Origin of the sequence: Agarivorans gilvus (assembly GCF_001420915.1) — a bacterium.
Taxonomy (GTDB): domain Bacteria; phylum Pseudomonadota; class Gammaproteobacteria; order Enterobacterales; family Celerinatantimonadaceae; genus Agarivorans; species Agarivorans gilvus.
The window spans coordinates 2,695,218-2,711,278 of the sequence record NZ_CP013021.1 but is presented as its reverse complement, the minus strand read 5'-3'; the positions used below and the strand labels follow the sequence as shown (position 1 = coordinate 2,711,278).

Sequence of the window (16,061 nt, the reverse complement as noted above, 5' to 3'; positions counted from 1 at the left end):
CAGAGCGCCTTTTTTGTCTGTAAAAAGTGACCTTGGTATCAACAAAAGCTGATACCCAGTTAAGCTTATTGCAGCCTTAACTAAGACTATGGCTAACTAGAGTGTTTAAGGCTTAGCTTAGTCTTATATTTCGTAACATCATGCAGCAGCAAGGGGCGGTTATGGCAAGCGTTTCGCCATTCAATCAGGCTAGTCAGGCCTTACTATCAGAGCGTATTAAGAAGCTTTTAACGGCCTTATCTTCGGGCATCTACGAGCGCGAACAGAGCTTTAAGTTATGCTTGTTGGCGGCTTTGGCTGGAGAAAGTGTATTTTTACTCGGGCCTCCCGGTATAGCAAAAAGCATGATCGCCAAACGCTTAGCTCAGGCCTTTGAAAGTCAAAACTTTTTTGACTATTTAATGACTCGCTTTTCAACTCCCGAAGAGGTGTTTGGCCCCTTATCGATTCAAGAATTAAAAGATAACGGTAAATATATTCGCTTAACCGAGGGTTATTTACCTGCTGCTCACATCGTTTTTCTCGATGAAATATGGAAGGCGGGACCAGCCATTCTAAATACCCTACTTACCGTAGTGAACGAACGCACTTTTAGAAATGGTTCTGAAAACCTAGCCGTACCGATGCGCCTGCTGATTTCGGCATCTAATGAATTGCCTGAAGAGGATAGTGGTTTAGAGGCCTTATACGACCGCATGTTAGTGCGGGTGTTTGTTAATCGCATTCAGCAAAAAGACAATTTTAAAGCGCTCATCTTAGGCAATCAAAGCTTACCGGCTATTCCCTCAGAGCTGTTGATTGGTGACCAAGAATATCAGCAATGGCAGCATCAAATTAACTTGGTGACGATGAGTGATGAGGTATTTGAAAAACTCTTTATTATAAAAACGCTGGTTGAAAATGAGCAGCCTTTAGGTCAAGCCGACAGTGATTATCAAAGCTTGTATGTATCCGATCGACGCTGGAAAAAATCAATTCACTTATTGCAAGCGAGCGCCTTCTTTAACGGCCGCTCAGAGGTAAATCCCTTAGATTTATTGCTACTGCAAGATTGTCTCTGGCATAACCTGGATGATCGTGAGTTTGTCAGAGGCTGTATTCGCGATTATGCGCTTAATCATGCCTTTGACCAAGTGCAGCTTAAAGAGCTGGCAGAGCGCGCAGAGCGCCATTATCAAGCGGTGGCTGATGATATATGCCAGCAGCTAAAAATGCAGTTTGAGCATGATTCAGGCTTACGTAAAGAGCAATATAAGTATGACTTTAGTGTGGCTAAGTCTTATGCCAATCCCCACGGTGGCCAATTATTTAAGCTGGTAGTACTACAAAGCAATTTGTCGGTGAGTGAGAAAGACAAAGGCGAAACTCGCTGGGTTTATGTTGATGCTAATGAATTTAGTAAAAAAATTAAATCTGGCCGCTGTGAGATGCTGGGCCGAATCAATCAGGGCAGCGAGTTATGCCGTTTGTTATTTGAAATTGATATTAACCACCAGCTGGTAATTAAAGATATCGCTAATCGACCACTGCCGGTGGCTTTAGTTCAGCAGCAAGCATTGCCGCCGCAGCAATTTGCCAACTGGCAGCAGCAAATTGACGAGGTTTTGGCTACCATTAAACAAGCAGAGTTTCAGTTGAAACGCAGCCGTGCACAATTTCACGGCGCGCTACCCCATAACTTCATCGCTAATCAGCTACCTGAGGCGATAGAAGCGAGCTTAATCGAGGTTGAGCAGATGGTGAAACAGGTGAGCGAGTTACTCGATAAGCAAGCTTATCGAATGCGTAATATTGGTGACTTTTTTGATTAGGTTTAGGCATGTTAGATAGCCTTCAGTTTGGTTTAATGCTAGCTGAATCGGGGGTGCTTGAAGAAGCCGTTCGAGAAGTGATGTTGCGCCCGCAATTAATGATGATTGCCGAGTCTAGTCCCGGTATTCAAAGTTCCATGAATAACCAGCTACATAAGTGGAAAAACCAAATTCGCGCTAAGCTCAGCAAAGTCACTATTGAACAAAAATTTGCCGAAGAAATCGCCCTCTACCAGCAAAGCATTGAATTAGACAGTCACGCTTTTACTCAAGGCATCGATGAATTGCTGCTGCAGTTAAGTGTGTGTTCGGAGTTTTATTCTCAAGCCAGTGAGCTAGTGGCCCACCCCCACCACCGTTATAGTCCGATGTTTCAAAGCTATTTCTGCAATCAATGGTTTGATAGCATCGCTCAGCAGCTCAAGCAGGCTCAAGCCGATGAAGTAAAGCAACATAAGCAACAGCTATTGGCAGATCTCTACCAGCGAGTGGAGACCTTAGAAGCCATGCCCGAGATGACCGAGGCGGGTAACCCTAATAAAATGGGGCGGTTGTGGGACATGGCTGCAGCCAAGTTAACTAAGACCGAGCTTAATCTATTAAAACAATTCTCCGCTTTTCTTAAGTCGCATAAGGGCTTGCAAGATATCGCCGAAAAACTGGGGCGAATGGCCGACCAAGTGAGCGACCCCAACAGCAGTAATGCACCAGTAGAAGAACCGCAGTTGGTTGAAGAGCAATTAGAGCAAGTAACCGATGATATTGTTGGGGTACATGAGGGTGATGATTTAGCCAAATTGCTGCCTAGCGAAACGTTATTTTTGGCCTATCCCGAATTAGAGGTGATTTTTTACAAACACCTGCTCGATCATCAATTAATGAATTACCAAATGCAGGGAAAGCAGCGTAAATTACGCAAGGTTAAAACCTATAAGAAAGCCGCCGAACAAGCCTTACTCGATAAAGGGCCGTTTATTTTAGCCATTGATAGCTCTGGCTCGATGCAGGGATTTCCGGAAAAATGCGCTAAGGCTCTCGCCTACGGTTTAATGCAAATTGCTTTGGCCGAACAGCGAGATTGCTATGTGATTATGTTTTCCACCGAGTTAATTACTTACCAACTCACCAAAAAAGATGGCTTGCGTGAAGTGCTTAATTTTCTTTCTTATAGCTTTCATGGCGGCACTGATATGCCGTCGGCCTTAAGCGAAGCGATTAAGCAGATGCACAAGGATCAATATAAAAATGCCGACCTATTGGTTCTATCGGATTTTATTGCCCCCGCTCCCCCAGAAAGTTTGTTGGCGCAAATCGAGCAGTTAAAACAACAAAAAAACCGTTTCCATGCGGTCAACTTGTCGAGCTACGGTAATCCTCAATTAATGAGTATTTTTGACTATTTATGGGATTACACCCGCTCGCCCATTCAACGTTTATTCAAACGCTAATTCCAAAGCCAAGGCATTTCGCTTAGACTTAATTCCATTATTAAGTAATCAGTGTTAACGGGATGGTTAGTCCCACAATAAGGAATCCAAATGAATTTCAGTGTCGTTATTTTGGCCGCCGGTAAAGGAACCCGAATGCGTTCTGCTTTACCTAAGGTTTTGCATAAATTGGCAGATAAGCCGATGGTACAACACGTAATAGATACCGCGAAAAAATTACAGCCTGAAGCGATTCATTTGATTTATGGTCATGGTGGCGAGTTAATCCAGCAGCAAATTCAAGACCCAAGCTTAAACTGGGTGGAACAAGCCGAGCAACTTGGTACCGGCCATGCCATGCAACAAGCGGCGCCGCATTTTGCCGCCAATCAGCCAGTGGTGATGTTGTATGGCGATACCCCCTTAATTACTCAGCAAACCATTCAACGCTTATTAGCCGCGCTACCAGAAAAGGGCATTGCCTTATTAACGGTGAATCAAGATGACCCTACTGGCTATGGACGAATTGTTCGCGAAAATGGCAGTGTGGCTGCGATCGTAGAACACAAAGATGCCAATCAAGAACAGCTAGCTATTCGCGAAGTGAATACCGGTGTATTGGTGGCTAATAGTGATGATTTAAATCGCTGGTTGGCTCAGCTCACCAATGACAATGCTCAAGGTGAATATTACGTTACCGACATTATCGAAATGGCAGTGCAAGAAGGTAACTTAGTGAGCGCGGTACAACCGGATTCTATCGTTGAAGTACAGGGAGTGAATGACCGAGTACAACTTAATGCTTTAGAGCGGGCTTATCAAAAAGGCCAAGCCGAAGAACTATTGCGTCAAGGGGTGAGTTTGGCCGATGCCAACCGCTTCGATTTACGTGGTGAGTTAAGTGTAGGTAGCGATTGTTTTATCGACATTAACGTCTTAATTAAAGGTAAAGTTACCCTTGGTAACAACGTAACCATTGAAGCTAATGTAATTCTGATTGATTGTGATATTGCTGATAACGTCACCATCAAAGCCAATAGCATTATCGAGCAAGCCAGCCTAGCTCAGGATGCCTCTGCTGGGCCTTTTGCTCGTTTGCGTCCGGGTGCCAAATTAGCACAAGATGCCCATGTGGGTAACTTCGTTGAAATGAAAAAATCCACTTTGGGTAAGGGCTCAAAAGCCGGCCACCTTACTTATCTTGGGGATACCACGGTGGGCGAGTACGTTAACATTGGAGCAGGCACCATTACTTGTAACTACGATGGGGTGAATAAATTTCAAACCATTATTGAAGATGGTGCCTTTATTGGCAGTGATACTCAGTTGGTGGCTCCGGTTACCGTGGGGAAAAATGCCACCGTAGGCGCCGGTTCTACCATTACCAGCAATGTTGAACCAGAGGTACTGGCGATTTCTCGAACCAAGCAGCGCAGTATAAGCACTTGGCAGCGTCCGGTAAAAAAATCTTAAGTAACTAATAAATAGCGGCTTTAGCCGCTTTTTTTATAACAAGAATCGCTTGAAGGGCTAGATAGCGCACATAATTATTGGCGCTTATTGGGTATAACTAAGGCTTTGCATGATAGATAGGATTAACCATGACTAAACAGTTTGAGCATCCACTACCCAATAGTGAAGGCTACTTTGGTGAATACGGTGGAAGCTTTATTCCACCAGAACTACAAGCGGTAATGGATGATATTAATCAGGCTTACCAGGATATTCGTCAGGATCCTAGTTTTGTTGCCGAACTCACTCGTTTGTACCAGCATTATGTGGGCCGCCCTAGCCCGATTTTCCATGCGCAACATCTTTCAGAAAAATACGGTTGTGATATTTACCTTAAGCGTGAAGATCTTAACCACACGGGCGCGCACAAAATAAACCATTGTTTAGGTGAAGTCTTATTAGCTAAAAAAATGGGTAAAACCAAGGTGATTGCTGAAACTGGGGCGGGTCAACATGGGGTTGCCTTAGCTACGGCGGCGGCTTTGCTGGGTTTAGAATGCGATATTCATATGGGCGAAGTGGATATTGCTAAAGAGCATCCTAATGTGGTGAGAATGCGTATTTTAGGTGCTAATGTAATTGCTGCTACCCATGGCCGAAAAACTCTGAAAGAAGCGGTAGATAGCGCCTTTGAAGCCTACTTGGCCGATCCTCATACTCAGTTATATGCGATTGGTTCGGTAGTGGGTCCACACCCCTTCCCTATGATGGTTCGAGACTTCCAATCCATCATTGGTATAGAGGCGCGTGAGCAGTTTCAAGCGATGACCGGTCAGTTACCCGACAACCTAGTGGCTTGTGTTGGCGGTGGTTCAAATGCCATGGGCTTATTTAGTGCATTTCTAGAAGATGACAGCGTGGCCATGCATGGCTGTGAGCCGGCTGGACGCGGCCTAGAGCAAGTTGGGGAGCACGCAGCTACCTTGAGTAAGGGTGTACCAGGAACCATGCATGGTTTCCACTCTTACATGTTAAAAGATGAGCAAGGTGAGCCGCAGGAAGTATATTCAGTGGCCAGTGGTCTAGATTATCCGTCGGTGGGACCTCAGCACGCTTATCTTAAAGATTTGGGTCGAGTGAAATATGGTGTGGTGAGTGATGAAGAAGCGATTGCTGCCTTTTTCGAGCTGTCTCGCCTCGAAGGTATCATTCCTGCCATTGAGTCAGCCCATGCGGTTGCTCATGCTATTAATCTTGCCAAGCAAGGCACCCGCGGTTCTATTTTAATTAACTTGTCTGGGCGTGGTGATAAAGATATTGATTTTGTTGTAGAAAACTATGGCAAGCAATACGGTATTGCTTCCTTGTTATAAGCGCTTAACTTAAGGCCAGGAAGCTAAGCTTCCTGGCCTTAAAACGCTAAAATGTATAGGCGAGGTTTAACATGGGGCCGCGATAATGATATTTAAGCGTGGTCTGTTTCCAGTTAGCTTCCACTAGGTAGTAGTTGTAACCCAATTCCACATTCCAGTTTTTATTAATACTGTAATTTACAAAAGCATTCACATCCGCTAAATAACCATCGTTGCCCTCGATAGATAGGTAGAACAATTGACTTGCTGCGCTGATCCCCCAGTGCTGGTTGAACTTATGTTCTAGCCATATCCCTATGTCGGGTAAGGGCGCGGTAGTGGATTCACTGACCAATTCACCGTCAAGAGCTAATTCTTCACAACTGATGTTGCCGTTATCTTCAAAGCAAGCTGAAATTTCGCCACTAAAGCCTGTTTCAATAAACATGATGTGTAGACCAATAGACGCGCCTAGCTCCGTACTTGCTGTTTGATAAAACGAATAAGCATAGCCAGTGCGCAGAATATCGATATTCAATCGAGAGTTGACTCTAGCGCCAGCGGTAATACCTTTGTCTGGATTATTCGGCAAAGTATAGGAGTAGTTGGAGATAACGCTGGCTTCACGATGCAAACTGCGCCAGTCGGCATACACATAATGTCGGTCTTTAAACTTATAGCCAACTTCAATAAACGGTAGATATTGGTTCTCTTCTAGTTGCAGTGAGTCCTCAAAATCTAAGGTGAAATCCCTATTATTAAGTCCCTTGGTTTTGATGGATGAGTCGGTATGTGACCAAAACCCGCCTAACCTTATCTGCCCCTCTCCCGCTTGGCAAAATGAGCTACTTAAGCTGAGGATTAGCGTAAGGCTAAGCCAGTACTTAACTTTCATAAACTGTCCTTAGTTATTCATTCTACTTTACCCACTTTAGTGAATCGTTGTTGAGATCCCTTCGTTAGTAAAATATGTTGTTAAATTAACGTATTTAGGCAGTGAAAATCTAGAGTTGTATCTAGTAAACTGTTATTTGTTAAAGTAATAAATGACTCACAGAATTGGCGGAGGAAGGGATGTTAAAGGGACTTAAATTAGCTATAAACACATTGTTATTGGCGGTTTTAGTATTGCTACCGTCCTTAGCTACGGCAGACACCGCAACAAATGTAAATGCTGCCAGCGCCGACCAAGGCCAATTACTTTTAGAAAAATATCAGCGTCAGCAAGCGCGAATTGAGAAAATTCAGGCTAGTTTAGATGAGCTTCCTAGCGTAGAGCAGCAGGCTATTTCTCATCGCTTATTAGAGCGCCATTTACATGCTTTTGAAACCATTGACCAATTAGCTCACTACCTCATCGAGCAACAAGCTAAAGGCATCGAACAGCAAGCCATGTTGAGTCAGATTGAGCAAATCATAAATAAAAATACTCAAGCTCTCTCACAAGCTTTAGACAAAAGGCAGCAACAATTTAATAAGCAATATGCTGAGCAAGAACAAGACAGTATTAAAGCCTTTCAGTTGTATACAGAGCATTTAGCCAACGTAGATTTAATTTATTCGGCCTTGGTTCAGCAGGTTATCAATCAGCAAGCTCTTGGTTTTGCGGTTGAAGAAGATAAACAGCAATTGCTTGACCGCCTATATGCACGTGCCGAGGTATTTTCTGGAATGGTGGGCTTAGTCGGTAAGAAACGCGAAGAGCTGGCTAGGCTAATTAAAATCAGCCAAGATGATCAAAGCCTTAAAGACCAATTAGCCACCATTACTGAACAACTGGGCGTAGCAGGAGAAAGCTTTAAGCTCACCGTTAACTTACTCAGCCAGTTGGGTTTTGATGCGGCATTCTATCAGCAAACCTTACTAAAATTAGGTGGGCAAATAACTACCGACGTACTGGATGTGGATGTGTTAAGTGGCATTATTCAGCGTTGGATATCCCGAATGAGTGAGTATTTCATCGACAATGGTGGAGAGTGGATATTTAAGTTGGTGCTATTGGTGGGTATTTACTATGTGTTCCGTTCGCTGTCGCGTTTGGTGCGCAAGGTGATGACCAAGAGTTTAGATTCTTCTAAGTTAAATCTCTCTTCATTAATGAAGGAAATGATTATTTCCTCGGTCGCGCGGGTGGTCATCATCATTGGTCTACTGGTTGCCCTCGCCCAGCTAGGGATCTCACTGGCCCCTATCCTTGCCGGTTTGGGTGTGGCTGGTTTCATCATCGGTTTCGCTCTACAAGATACCTTGGGTAATTTTGCTGCTGGCATGATGATCTTGGTTTATCGCCCCTATGATGTGGGAGACATTGTTGAAGTGGCTGGTGGCGTATTTGGTAAGGTTAAAAGTATGAACCTTGTTTCAACCACTATTCTTACCTTCGATAACCAAACTTTAGTGATCCCCAATAGTAAAATCTGGGGCGATGTGATTAAAAACGTGACCGCACAAAGAATTCGTCGGGTGGATTTGGTGTTTGGGGTGAGTTACACCGACGATATTGAAAAAACCGAGGCGGTATTACAAGAGCTATTAGATAAGCATCCGAAAGTGCTCTCTAAACCTGAGTCTATCGTGAAGCTGCACGTACTGAATGAATCATCGGTGGATTTCATCGTGCGGCCTTGGGTTAAAACTGACGATTACTGGGATGTCTATTGGGATATTACCCGCGAAGTGAAAATGCGCTTCGATAAAGACGGGATTTCGATTCCTTTTCCGCAGCGCGATGTACATTTTTATCCGGCCACCGCAGAAGCTTCACAAATGGCTAAGTAGTTGCTGTTGTACAACGAGTAAGCGGCGGCTTATTGCTCGTCGCTTACTTGTTTGCGAACTTGAGTAATCGCTGGAAAATTTGCCTGAAATAAGTAAAATAGCGCTTCATTTTTGAGCAGAGCTTGGTGTAGTAGTGAGTCGTCAACGTGCCTTAGAAAAAATAGCTAAGTGTTTAGAATTGGGTAACTCCTCAAATGTACATGAGGCCGCTCAAGCTATTCGCATGGCTCATCGTTTGATGCTAAAGCATGGTTTGGAGCAGGCGGATATCGAGCTTATCCAAATGGGTAAAACCTCTAGTCAAACGCTATTACCGGCTAATGTGAACGAAAATATCCTGCGTATTATTCGTGGCATTAATGGTCGTTTCGGCGTAGAAGCGGTGTTGGTTAATCATAAAGGCTTAAAGCGAGTTGAATTTGTTGGCCTAGCCGAGCGTGCGGTATTTGCCGCCTTTGCTTTTGATATTATCTACCGCGAAATGAACCAGCAGGTGGGTTCCTTTAGAAATAGCTTTGCCGGTTCCGGCACCGATAACGTTACCGTTGCTCGGCGCGTCTCTTCTTTTACCGCCGGTTGGTTAGAAGGCGCTTTAGAAAAGCTGCCAGATTTAACCAGCTCTGGGCGAAATGAGCACATGGATGACTACTTAGATGAGATGTTTGAAAAGCTCGATAGAGAAACCTTTAAGGCTAAAATAAAGGCGTCGATGGGACAATTGACGCCAGATTTCCAAACCGGCATGAAAAAAGGCCGCAAGCTGTCGGTTAATCGCCCGGTAGAAGGCGCTCGCGCCCCCCACCTATTGCGTTAACTTAGGCAAGCGCATTGCTTGGCTAAACCTGTGTTAGTTCACCTTTAAGATTTTGCTGGTATTGGTATGGCCGGTCTGATCAAACACATCGCCATGAGTCAGAATTACCAAATCCCCCTTACTTAAATAGCCTTGTTGTTTCAATAGGTCGATGGCGCTTTGCGATACTTGAATGATGTTTTCGCCACTCTCTTCAAAATGAATTGGGTAAACGCCGCGATACAAGGCGCAGCGACTCAGGGTACTGGCATGGCGAGACAGGGAGAAAATCGGTAAGCCACTACTTAAACGTGACATTAATAGAGGCGTACTGCCCGATTCGGTTAAGGCTATTATCGCCTTCATGCCACGCATGTGGTTGGCGGCAAACATGGTGCTCATAGCCACCGTTTCCGAAATACTCTCAAAGGTTTCATCAATGCGATATTTTGAGACATTAATACTGCGTTGCTTCTCGGCACCTAAGCAGACGCTGGCCATAGCTTTTACGGTTTCTACCGGATATTGCCCCGCGGCGGTTTCGCCCGACAGCATTACCGCATCGGTGCCATCTAATACCGCATTGGCTACATCCATTACCTCGGCGCGAGTTGGCATGGGCGCGCTTATCATCGACTCCATCATTTGAGTGGCGGTGATCACCGCGCGGTTATATTTACGGGTGAGCCTAATCAGGGTTTTTTGTACGCCCACCAGCTCGGCGTCGCCAATTTCCACCCCTAAATCACCACGTGCCACCATGACCGCATCGGAGGCTTTGATTATGTCTATCATCGCTTCTTCACTGGAAACCGTTTCGGCACGCTCTACTTTGGCGACCAGTTTAGTCGCAAGCCCCGCCTGCTGAGTAAGACGGCGAGCGTAGTGCATGTCCTCCCCACTATTTGGGAAAGAGACCGCTAAATAATCAACTTTGATTTCTGCCGCAGTGAGAATGTCGGCTTTGTCTTTGTCGGTTAAAGCGGCAGCGGATAAGCCGCCACCCAATTTATTAATGCCCTTATTATTGGATAAAATCCCGCCTACACTCACCTCGGTAATGACTTTACTTCCCTGCACTTCGGTCACTATTAATTGAATGCGGCCATCATCGAGCAACAGAGTATCGCCTGGCGCTACGTCATTGGGCAGGTGCTTGTAGTCCAAGCCTACTTGTTGTTGGTCGCCCATTCCTTTGGCTAGCTCGCCGTCTAGAGTAAACCGTTCGCCAATTTTGAGTTCAACTTTGCCGTCTTTAAAGGTGGAAACCCGAATTTTGGGACCCTGTAAATCACCGAGAATGGCGACGTGAAGTTTATGTTTAGCGGCTAACTGGCGTACTTTTTCGGCACGAGTGATGTGGTCGGCGGCGCTGCCATGGGAGAAATTGAGCCGCACCATATTGGCTCCACTCAATATGAGTTGTTCTAATACATCGTCTTTGTCGGTGGCGGGGCCTAAGGTGGTGACAATTTTAGTACGTCTTAACATGTTACTGGTCCTTTACTCTGTGTGAGATGTTGATGTTTTCCGCTGTAGCAGATTTAAGTATATGTAAATCGGCTTGTCCCTTGGTTTTTTTTTGTCTCTCAAGTACATTGCGTGATAGGGAATATTATTTGTGTTGGGGTGACAGAATGAAACAGGCAATCTTGGCCGAAATGAAGGTTTTGCCAGAAATTGATCCAGAATTTGAAGTAACACGTCGAATAGCGTTTATTAAGACACGCTTACAACAGGCAGGATTGAAGACTTTAATCTTAGGCATCAGTGGTGGTGTTGACTCTACCACCACCGGCCGCTTAGCCCAGTTAGCGGTAGAGCAGTTGAATAGTGAAACTAATAGCAATGACTATCGCTTTATTGCCATGCGTTTACCTTTTGGCGAACAAAAAGATGAAGAAGATGCGCAGTTGGCCTTAGGTTTCATTAAACCCTCACATATTGTGACAACTAATATTAAAGAGGGTACCGAAGGCTTACATAGTAGTGCCTGCCAAAGCCTACAAGCTGCGGGTTTAGAACTACCCGAGCAAGCTGCCGTGGATTTTGCTAAAGGTAATGTGAAAGCCAGAATGCGGATGATTGCTCAATACGAAATTGCTGGGTTAACTGGCGGCTTAGTGATTGGTACCGACCATTCTGCGGAAAACCTCACGGGTTTTTATACTAAACATGGTGATGGGGCTTGTGATTTAGTACCAATTTTTGGTTTGAATAAACGTCAGGTTCGCCAAGTAGCAGGCTATTTGGGGGCACCAGAGAAGCTAATTGGTAAGGCTCCCACCGCCGATTTAGAAGAAGACCGCCCTCAATTACCCGATGAAGTGGCCTTAGGGGTGAGTTACGATCAAATTGATGATTTCTTGGAAGGTAAACCGGTGGCCGCCGAAGTTGAGCAGAAGTTAATTGGTATTTATCAGCGTACTCAGCATAAGCGTCAAGCCATTCCTACCATTTACGATTAATCATCCTGATTTGTCACTAAGCCGAAGCTTTAGGCTGCGGCTTTTTTTTGATTTATTCCTCTATCATATTGCTTCTTGATGGTGTCTAATTGCCGCCTATTTTTTTGAGGAGTGCACTTTGGCTAACACCATTATTTATAGTCTGGATTTGTTTGGTACCGCCGTATTTGCCATTTCCGGTGTGCTGGTGGCCAGCCGACGTAAAATGGACTTATTTGGTGCCTTAGTTCTGGCCTGTGTAACCGCTATTGGTGGCGGCACTATTCGTGATATGGCCTTGGGGCTAACCCAGTATTTTGGGTCGAAAATAGCCTTTATATATGGGTTATTGTGAGTGCTAGCCTACTTTCTATTCTATTACTGAATAACTTTCCTAGCCCGCCGCGCTGGTTATTGCCGGTGGCTGATGCCATTGGTATGGCGGTATTTATGGCGATTGGTGCTGAAAAAGCCTTAGCCTTTGGTGCGCCGATGATAGTGGCGGTGGTGATGGGCGTGGTTACCGCTTGTGGCGGTGGTATGATCCGCGATGTATTGGCTAATCAAGTGCCCTTGGTATTACAAAGGGAAGTCTATGCGACAGCTTGTATTGCCGGTGGTCTGGTATGGGTGGCTGCTTTGTATTTAACGCCTTCTGCTGGTTTTGCTAGTAGCGCTTGTATTGTCACTGCTTTGCTGATCCGTTTGGTGGCAATTCGCTATCATCTTTCTTTGCCTAAATTGTCGAAAAATCGTTAATCAAGACAAATGCCGCACAGGTTTGTGAGATATCTCTTACAAGCCTGTGCGTAATAAGCAGTATTTGTTGCAGACGCATTTACTATATTTATATATATTTCATTGGTTTATGTTTTTATCTGTGTTTTTCTCATAAAAAAATGAAACTTTTTTGCTTTCACTGCTTTTTATCAAATTTAGTTTCCGTATAGTTATTTGTGCACGGAGGCACTGACGTTTATCAGGATGACAAACGTAGCAGGAGCTGAAAGGATAGCTACAGGATGTAGCAAAGGACACCTCCCAGGAAGGAGACGTGCAACTGGTATGGAAGACCGGTTATGCCATAGAAGGCTAAAGGACAGCTCAAAGGATTTGAGAAAAGGATAACTACAGGAAGTAGTAACACAGTCAAAAAGGATTGCAGGGAGCAATTACCCGTTCACGGAATTGAGCGATATGACTACTAGGGGCGACACGTAAGTGTCGCCCCGATCTTTTTCTAAGCCTAGCAACATTAGCTGGGCTTTTATTTGGCTTAAACCCGCATATTCCATGTTGTATCCAGCCTTTCTACGATATTTTGTATAGCATTTATTGATAAGCTTAGATGCTTATCTTCCTTCTTCGCCCTAAACTCTGTAAGAGATCGACCATTCTATTGAGCAGATAAACCTGTTTTAATTCTCGTCAAATAAATATTTAAATAAATAAAATCAAAAGCTTACTAATTTTTTAAGATTTTTCATTTGATGTTACCTAATTTTATTTTGTTTTTATCTACTGGGATCTTTTGCGTTAAAGCGTAAAGTGTTTTTCATCAGGACGAAGCAAGATTCAGGAAGAATTACTAGCTAGGATGCTAGGGTAGTTAGGACGCAAAGTTCAGGATGAGCAGGCTTATTAGGATTGATAAGTTGAGGATGTTGGCACAGGAGTGCTAAAGCGAATACCGAACGGCTTCAGGAAGAAGTAAAGGGATACCTCCAGGACGGAGAGAGCAAGTGTTTAGGACGAACACTTATGCCAAAGAAGGCTAAAGGACAGCCCAAAGGAATTGGGAAGAGGACACACTAAGGAATAGTGTACACAGTCAAAAAGGATTGCAGGGAGCAGTTAACGTTCATGGAATAAGAACGATATGACTATTCGAAGGGTGACACTTAGGTGTCACCCTTTTCTTTTTCTGGCGACTGGTGGATTAGTCTGAATGCAATCTGTCAGTTTCGTTTCATAACTCTGACTAGAGCTGACAGCTTCTCCTTAATTGATTCTGCCCCATTACGAGTTAGGGAAGCCTGCAAAATCACTGGTAGCCAGAATCACAATTAACTAGACATATATGGTTAGTTTAAAAACGTTCGCGATCTCACCCTGGTCGCAGGTCCGGCGTACCCATCACTCAGGCGAGCTTATTGTTGAATTAGTTATTAATGCACAATAGAATAACGCCACCAACTGGAAGGTGACCGCGACACCGGCGGCACAACTAAGGATTCAATGATGAAGTGGGCCTCTATTCCCTTACTGATGGCAATTGCTAGCTTTTCCAATGCCAACGAGCTTTGTTCTTACGGACAAAATCCACCAAAGCTATCCCCGCAGAAAACAGCACAACTCATCGGCAAACCAGAAATCGCCCATGTGGGCAGCTCAAATAGAGAACGCTTTCACTTTGCCGACGGTTCTACCCTGATTGCTCAGTGGGAGGAGTGCCAGATAGGTATAGAGATGTTGTATCTTAGCCCTGCACCACTTTCAGATATGCAGCGTATTGAAACCAGCCTATGGCTTGCGGGACTTACTCGAGATTATTCAGAGATCTATAACGATATAGCCGAAGCCTTGAAGAAGCAGTCAGCTCCAACAGGCTTTGTCGCCTTTGACGAAGACAGCGGGGCACGTATGGAATTCAAAGTTACAAAAATTGTCGACGCAGAGTTCGGACCAGCATTTATGTATGACACCGCGATAAGCTACCGCTGGTTTGGGCCGGAAGGAATGTAATAGCATCAAACTTTAAAAGGAAATTTTAATGCAGATACAAGGAAGTGTTGGCGCGAAGGGGATTAATAGCAGGCTCGATGTGCGCACGATTCAAACCGGGCTTAACAGGGTTCTATTCAAAGGATACTCAACAAAACTCACAGAAGATGGTCTGATGGGTCCTCATACGCTAAGGGTTATCCTTAGATTCCAGCGAGAAATCATCCGTATGGTTCACCCCGATGGTCGTATTGACCCTAACGGTCGGTCCTTGAAAGTACTGAGCAGTTATTCAGCCTCGGCACCAAGTAACACCTCCATTGTGAGTAAGGGCCATTCGGGATCAGGCCGCTCGTATTCAGCGATATCAGCTCATGGTCCGAGTGCAGCCTTTGCAGTCAATTACCGTGCAAATGCGAAAAGGGTGCTTAGTCACTACACCATTAGCGTACTCAAACAGATAATGATGCTTTCAGGTGTAAATAACATTGCCATCTCTAGTACTTGGCGAACTCCGGATGATCAAGCCAGAATAATGTTTGGCGACAACAAAAGCGCATACAGCAAGGGTGTATCAGTTGAGGTTCATCGAGGCTACCCATACAAACCTGCTGGCAAAGCTGTCGATAAGATTTTCAGCGACAACATGGGTAAAAAGACGGATGCAGAAATTAAGCAATTGATGATTAATGAAATAATTGCACGACTAGCCAACGGCGAACGCACATCACTGCATTGTGTCACCCAAAGCCAATATCAGAGCAACAATATCCTAGACATTCCCTACTCCAGCGTTAAAGATCCTGACAAAGCAGCATTTGAAGAGGCTCTTCTTGCCTACAGTGCAAACTTTAATAAGCGAAAGCACTCTGCGGGTAGCAAAACAAATTACACCGTGGCGCAAAAGCCTATCGCAAACGTTTTAATTGAGCGCTCTTGCTGGCATGTGGAGCTGCCGCAAATTAATCAGCTACTGCCGTTGTTGCCTTAACGCCAAGGCGGGATCGCACTTTGTTAAAGCCGCTTGAGTGAGAGTCATGCAGATGTCCATCTCCGCGTTAGAGTGTGACGCTCTGGCGGTAGGCTCGGCTAGCACGGAACTGTCCAGTTATGAGTTACGATACCAGCAGACCGACTGTACGACCTAGTCGTAACTTACCAGTAAATATGTAAGATTGTGTGTAAACTACTACTATTTTGGTTTATTTTAGTTATTTATCCTGATGTTTTCTTTTGTTTAGATAGGTGACGGCTTTTTATATTAATGTTTGTTGTTT

The 16,061-nt window shown here is 44.6% G+C and carries 11 protein-coding genes and 1 pseudogene; 10 read left to right on the top strand and 2 right to left on the bottom strand.

The window, feature by feature from the left end; translation table 11 throughout:
• Positions 1-161: 161 nt before the first annotated feature.
• From AR383_RS12685 to trpB, 4 genes are all read left to right on the top strand, one after another.
• Positions 162-1,811, top strand: coding sequence for an ATPase RavA domain-containing protein (locus tag AR383_RS12685; protein WP_055735039.1), 1,650 nt, complete (start codon positions 162-164; stop codon positions 1,809-1,811).
• Between the two features lie 8 nt (positions 1,812-1,819).
• Positions 1,820-3,259 carry an ATPase RavA stimulator ViaA gene (gene viaA / locus AR383_RS12680; RefSeq protein WP_055733470.1) on the top strand — a complete coding sequence of 480 codons (1,440 nt, stop codon included), beginning with the start codon at positions 1,820-1,822 and terminating at the stop codon, positions 3,257-3,259.
• Between the two features lie 90 nt (positions 3,260-3,349).
• Positions 3,350-4,711: a bifunctional UDP-N-acetylglucosamine diphosphorylase/glucosamine-1-phosphate N-acetyltransferase GlmU gene (gene glmU, locus AR383_RS12675; RefSeq protein WP_055733469.1), complete on the top strand. Its 1,362-nt coding sequence runs from the start codon at positions 3,350-3,352 to the stop codon at positions 4,709-4,711.
• A gap of 128 nt (positions 4,712-4,839) precedes the next feature.
• Positions 4,840-6,063, top strand: a complete 1,224-nt coding sequence (gene trpB / locus AR383_RS12670) for a tryptophan synthase subunit beta (RefSeq protein WP_055733468.1) — start codon at positions 4,840-4,842, stop codon at positions 6,061-6,063.
• A 46-nt stretch (positions 6,064-6,109) separates the two neighbouring features.
• Here trpB and AR383_RS12665 read toward each other — a convergent pair whose 3' ends face one another.
• Positions 6,110-6,937, bottom strand: coding sequence for a porin family protein (locus tag AR383_RS12665; RefSeq protein WP_055733467.1), 828 nt, complete (start codon positions 6,935-6,937; stop codon positions 6,110-6,112).
• Between the two features lie 179 nt (positions 6,938-7,116).
• On the opposite strand from AR383_RS12665, the gene AR383_RS12660 reads away from it, so the two are divergent.
• Both AR383_RS12660 and AR383_RS12655 read left to right on the top strand, forming a co-directional pair.
• Positions 7,117-8,820 carry a mechanosensitive ion channel family protein gene (locus tag AR383_RS12660; protein WP_055733466.1) on the top strand — a complete coding sequence of 568 codons (1,704 nt, stop codon included), beginning with the start codon at positions 7,117-7,119 and terminating at the stop codon, positions 8,818-8,820.
• A gap of 133 nt (positions 8,821-8,953) precedes the next feature.
• Complete coding sequence (locus AR383_RS12655) at positions 8,954-9,634, top strand: DUF2786 domain-containing protein (RefSeq protein WP_055733465.1); 681 nt, start codon at positions 8,954-8,956, stop codon at positions 9,632-9,634.
• A gap of 33 nt (positions 9,635-9,667) precedes the next feature.
• Here AR383_RS12655 and pyk read toward each other — a convergent pair whose 3' ends face one another.
• Entirely contained in the window at positions 9,668-11,104 is a 1,437-nt protein-coding gene (pyk, locus tag AR383_RS12650) for a pyruvate kinase (protein ID WP_055733464.1), read from the bottom strand.
• Between the two features lie 146 nt (positions 11,105-11,250).
• Here pyk and nadE point away from each other — a divergent pair, with 146 nt between their 5' ends.
• The 4 genes and pseudogenes from nadE to AR383_RS12630 all read left to right on the top strand — a co-directional run bounded on the left by nadE (position 11,251) and on the right by AR383_RS12630 (position 15,775).
• Positions 11,251-12,081, top strand: a complete 831-nt coding sequence (gene nadE / locus AR383_RS12645) for an ammonia-dependent NAD(+) synthetase (protein ID WP_055733463.1) — start codon at positions 11,251-11,253, stop codon at positions 12,079-12,081.
• Positions 12,082-12,199: 118 nt separating this feature from the next.
• Positions 12,200-12,819 (top strand): annotated as a pseudogene (locus tag AR383_RS12640) (trimeric intracellular cation channel family protein).
• Positions 12,820-14,298: 1,479 nt separating this feature from the next.
• A complete protein-coding gene (locus AR383_RS12635; protein WP_157051732.1) occupies positions 14,299-14,805 on the top strand; it encodes a hypothetical protein in 507 nt (168 codons plus the stop codon).
• A gap of 28 nt (positions 14,806-14,833) precedes the next feature.
• The gene (locus AR383_RS12630; RefSeq protein ID WP_055733461.1) at positions 14,834-15,775 is read left to right on the top strand and encodes a peptidoglycan-binding domain-containing protein; all 942 of its coding nucleotides are present in this window, start codon (positions 14,834-14,836) and stop codon (positions 15,773-15,775) included.
• Positions 15,776-16,061 lie beyond the last annotated feature (286 nt).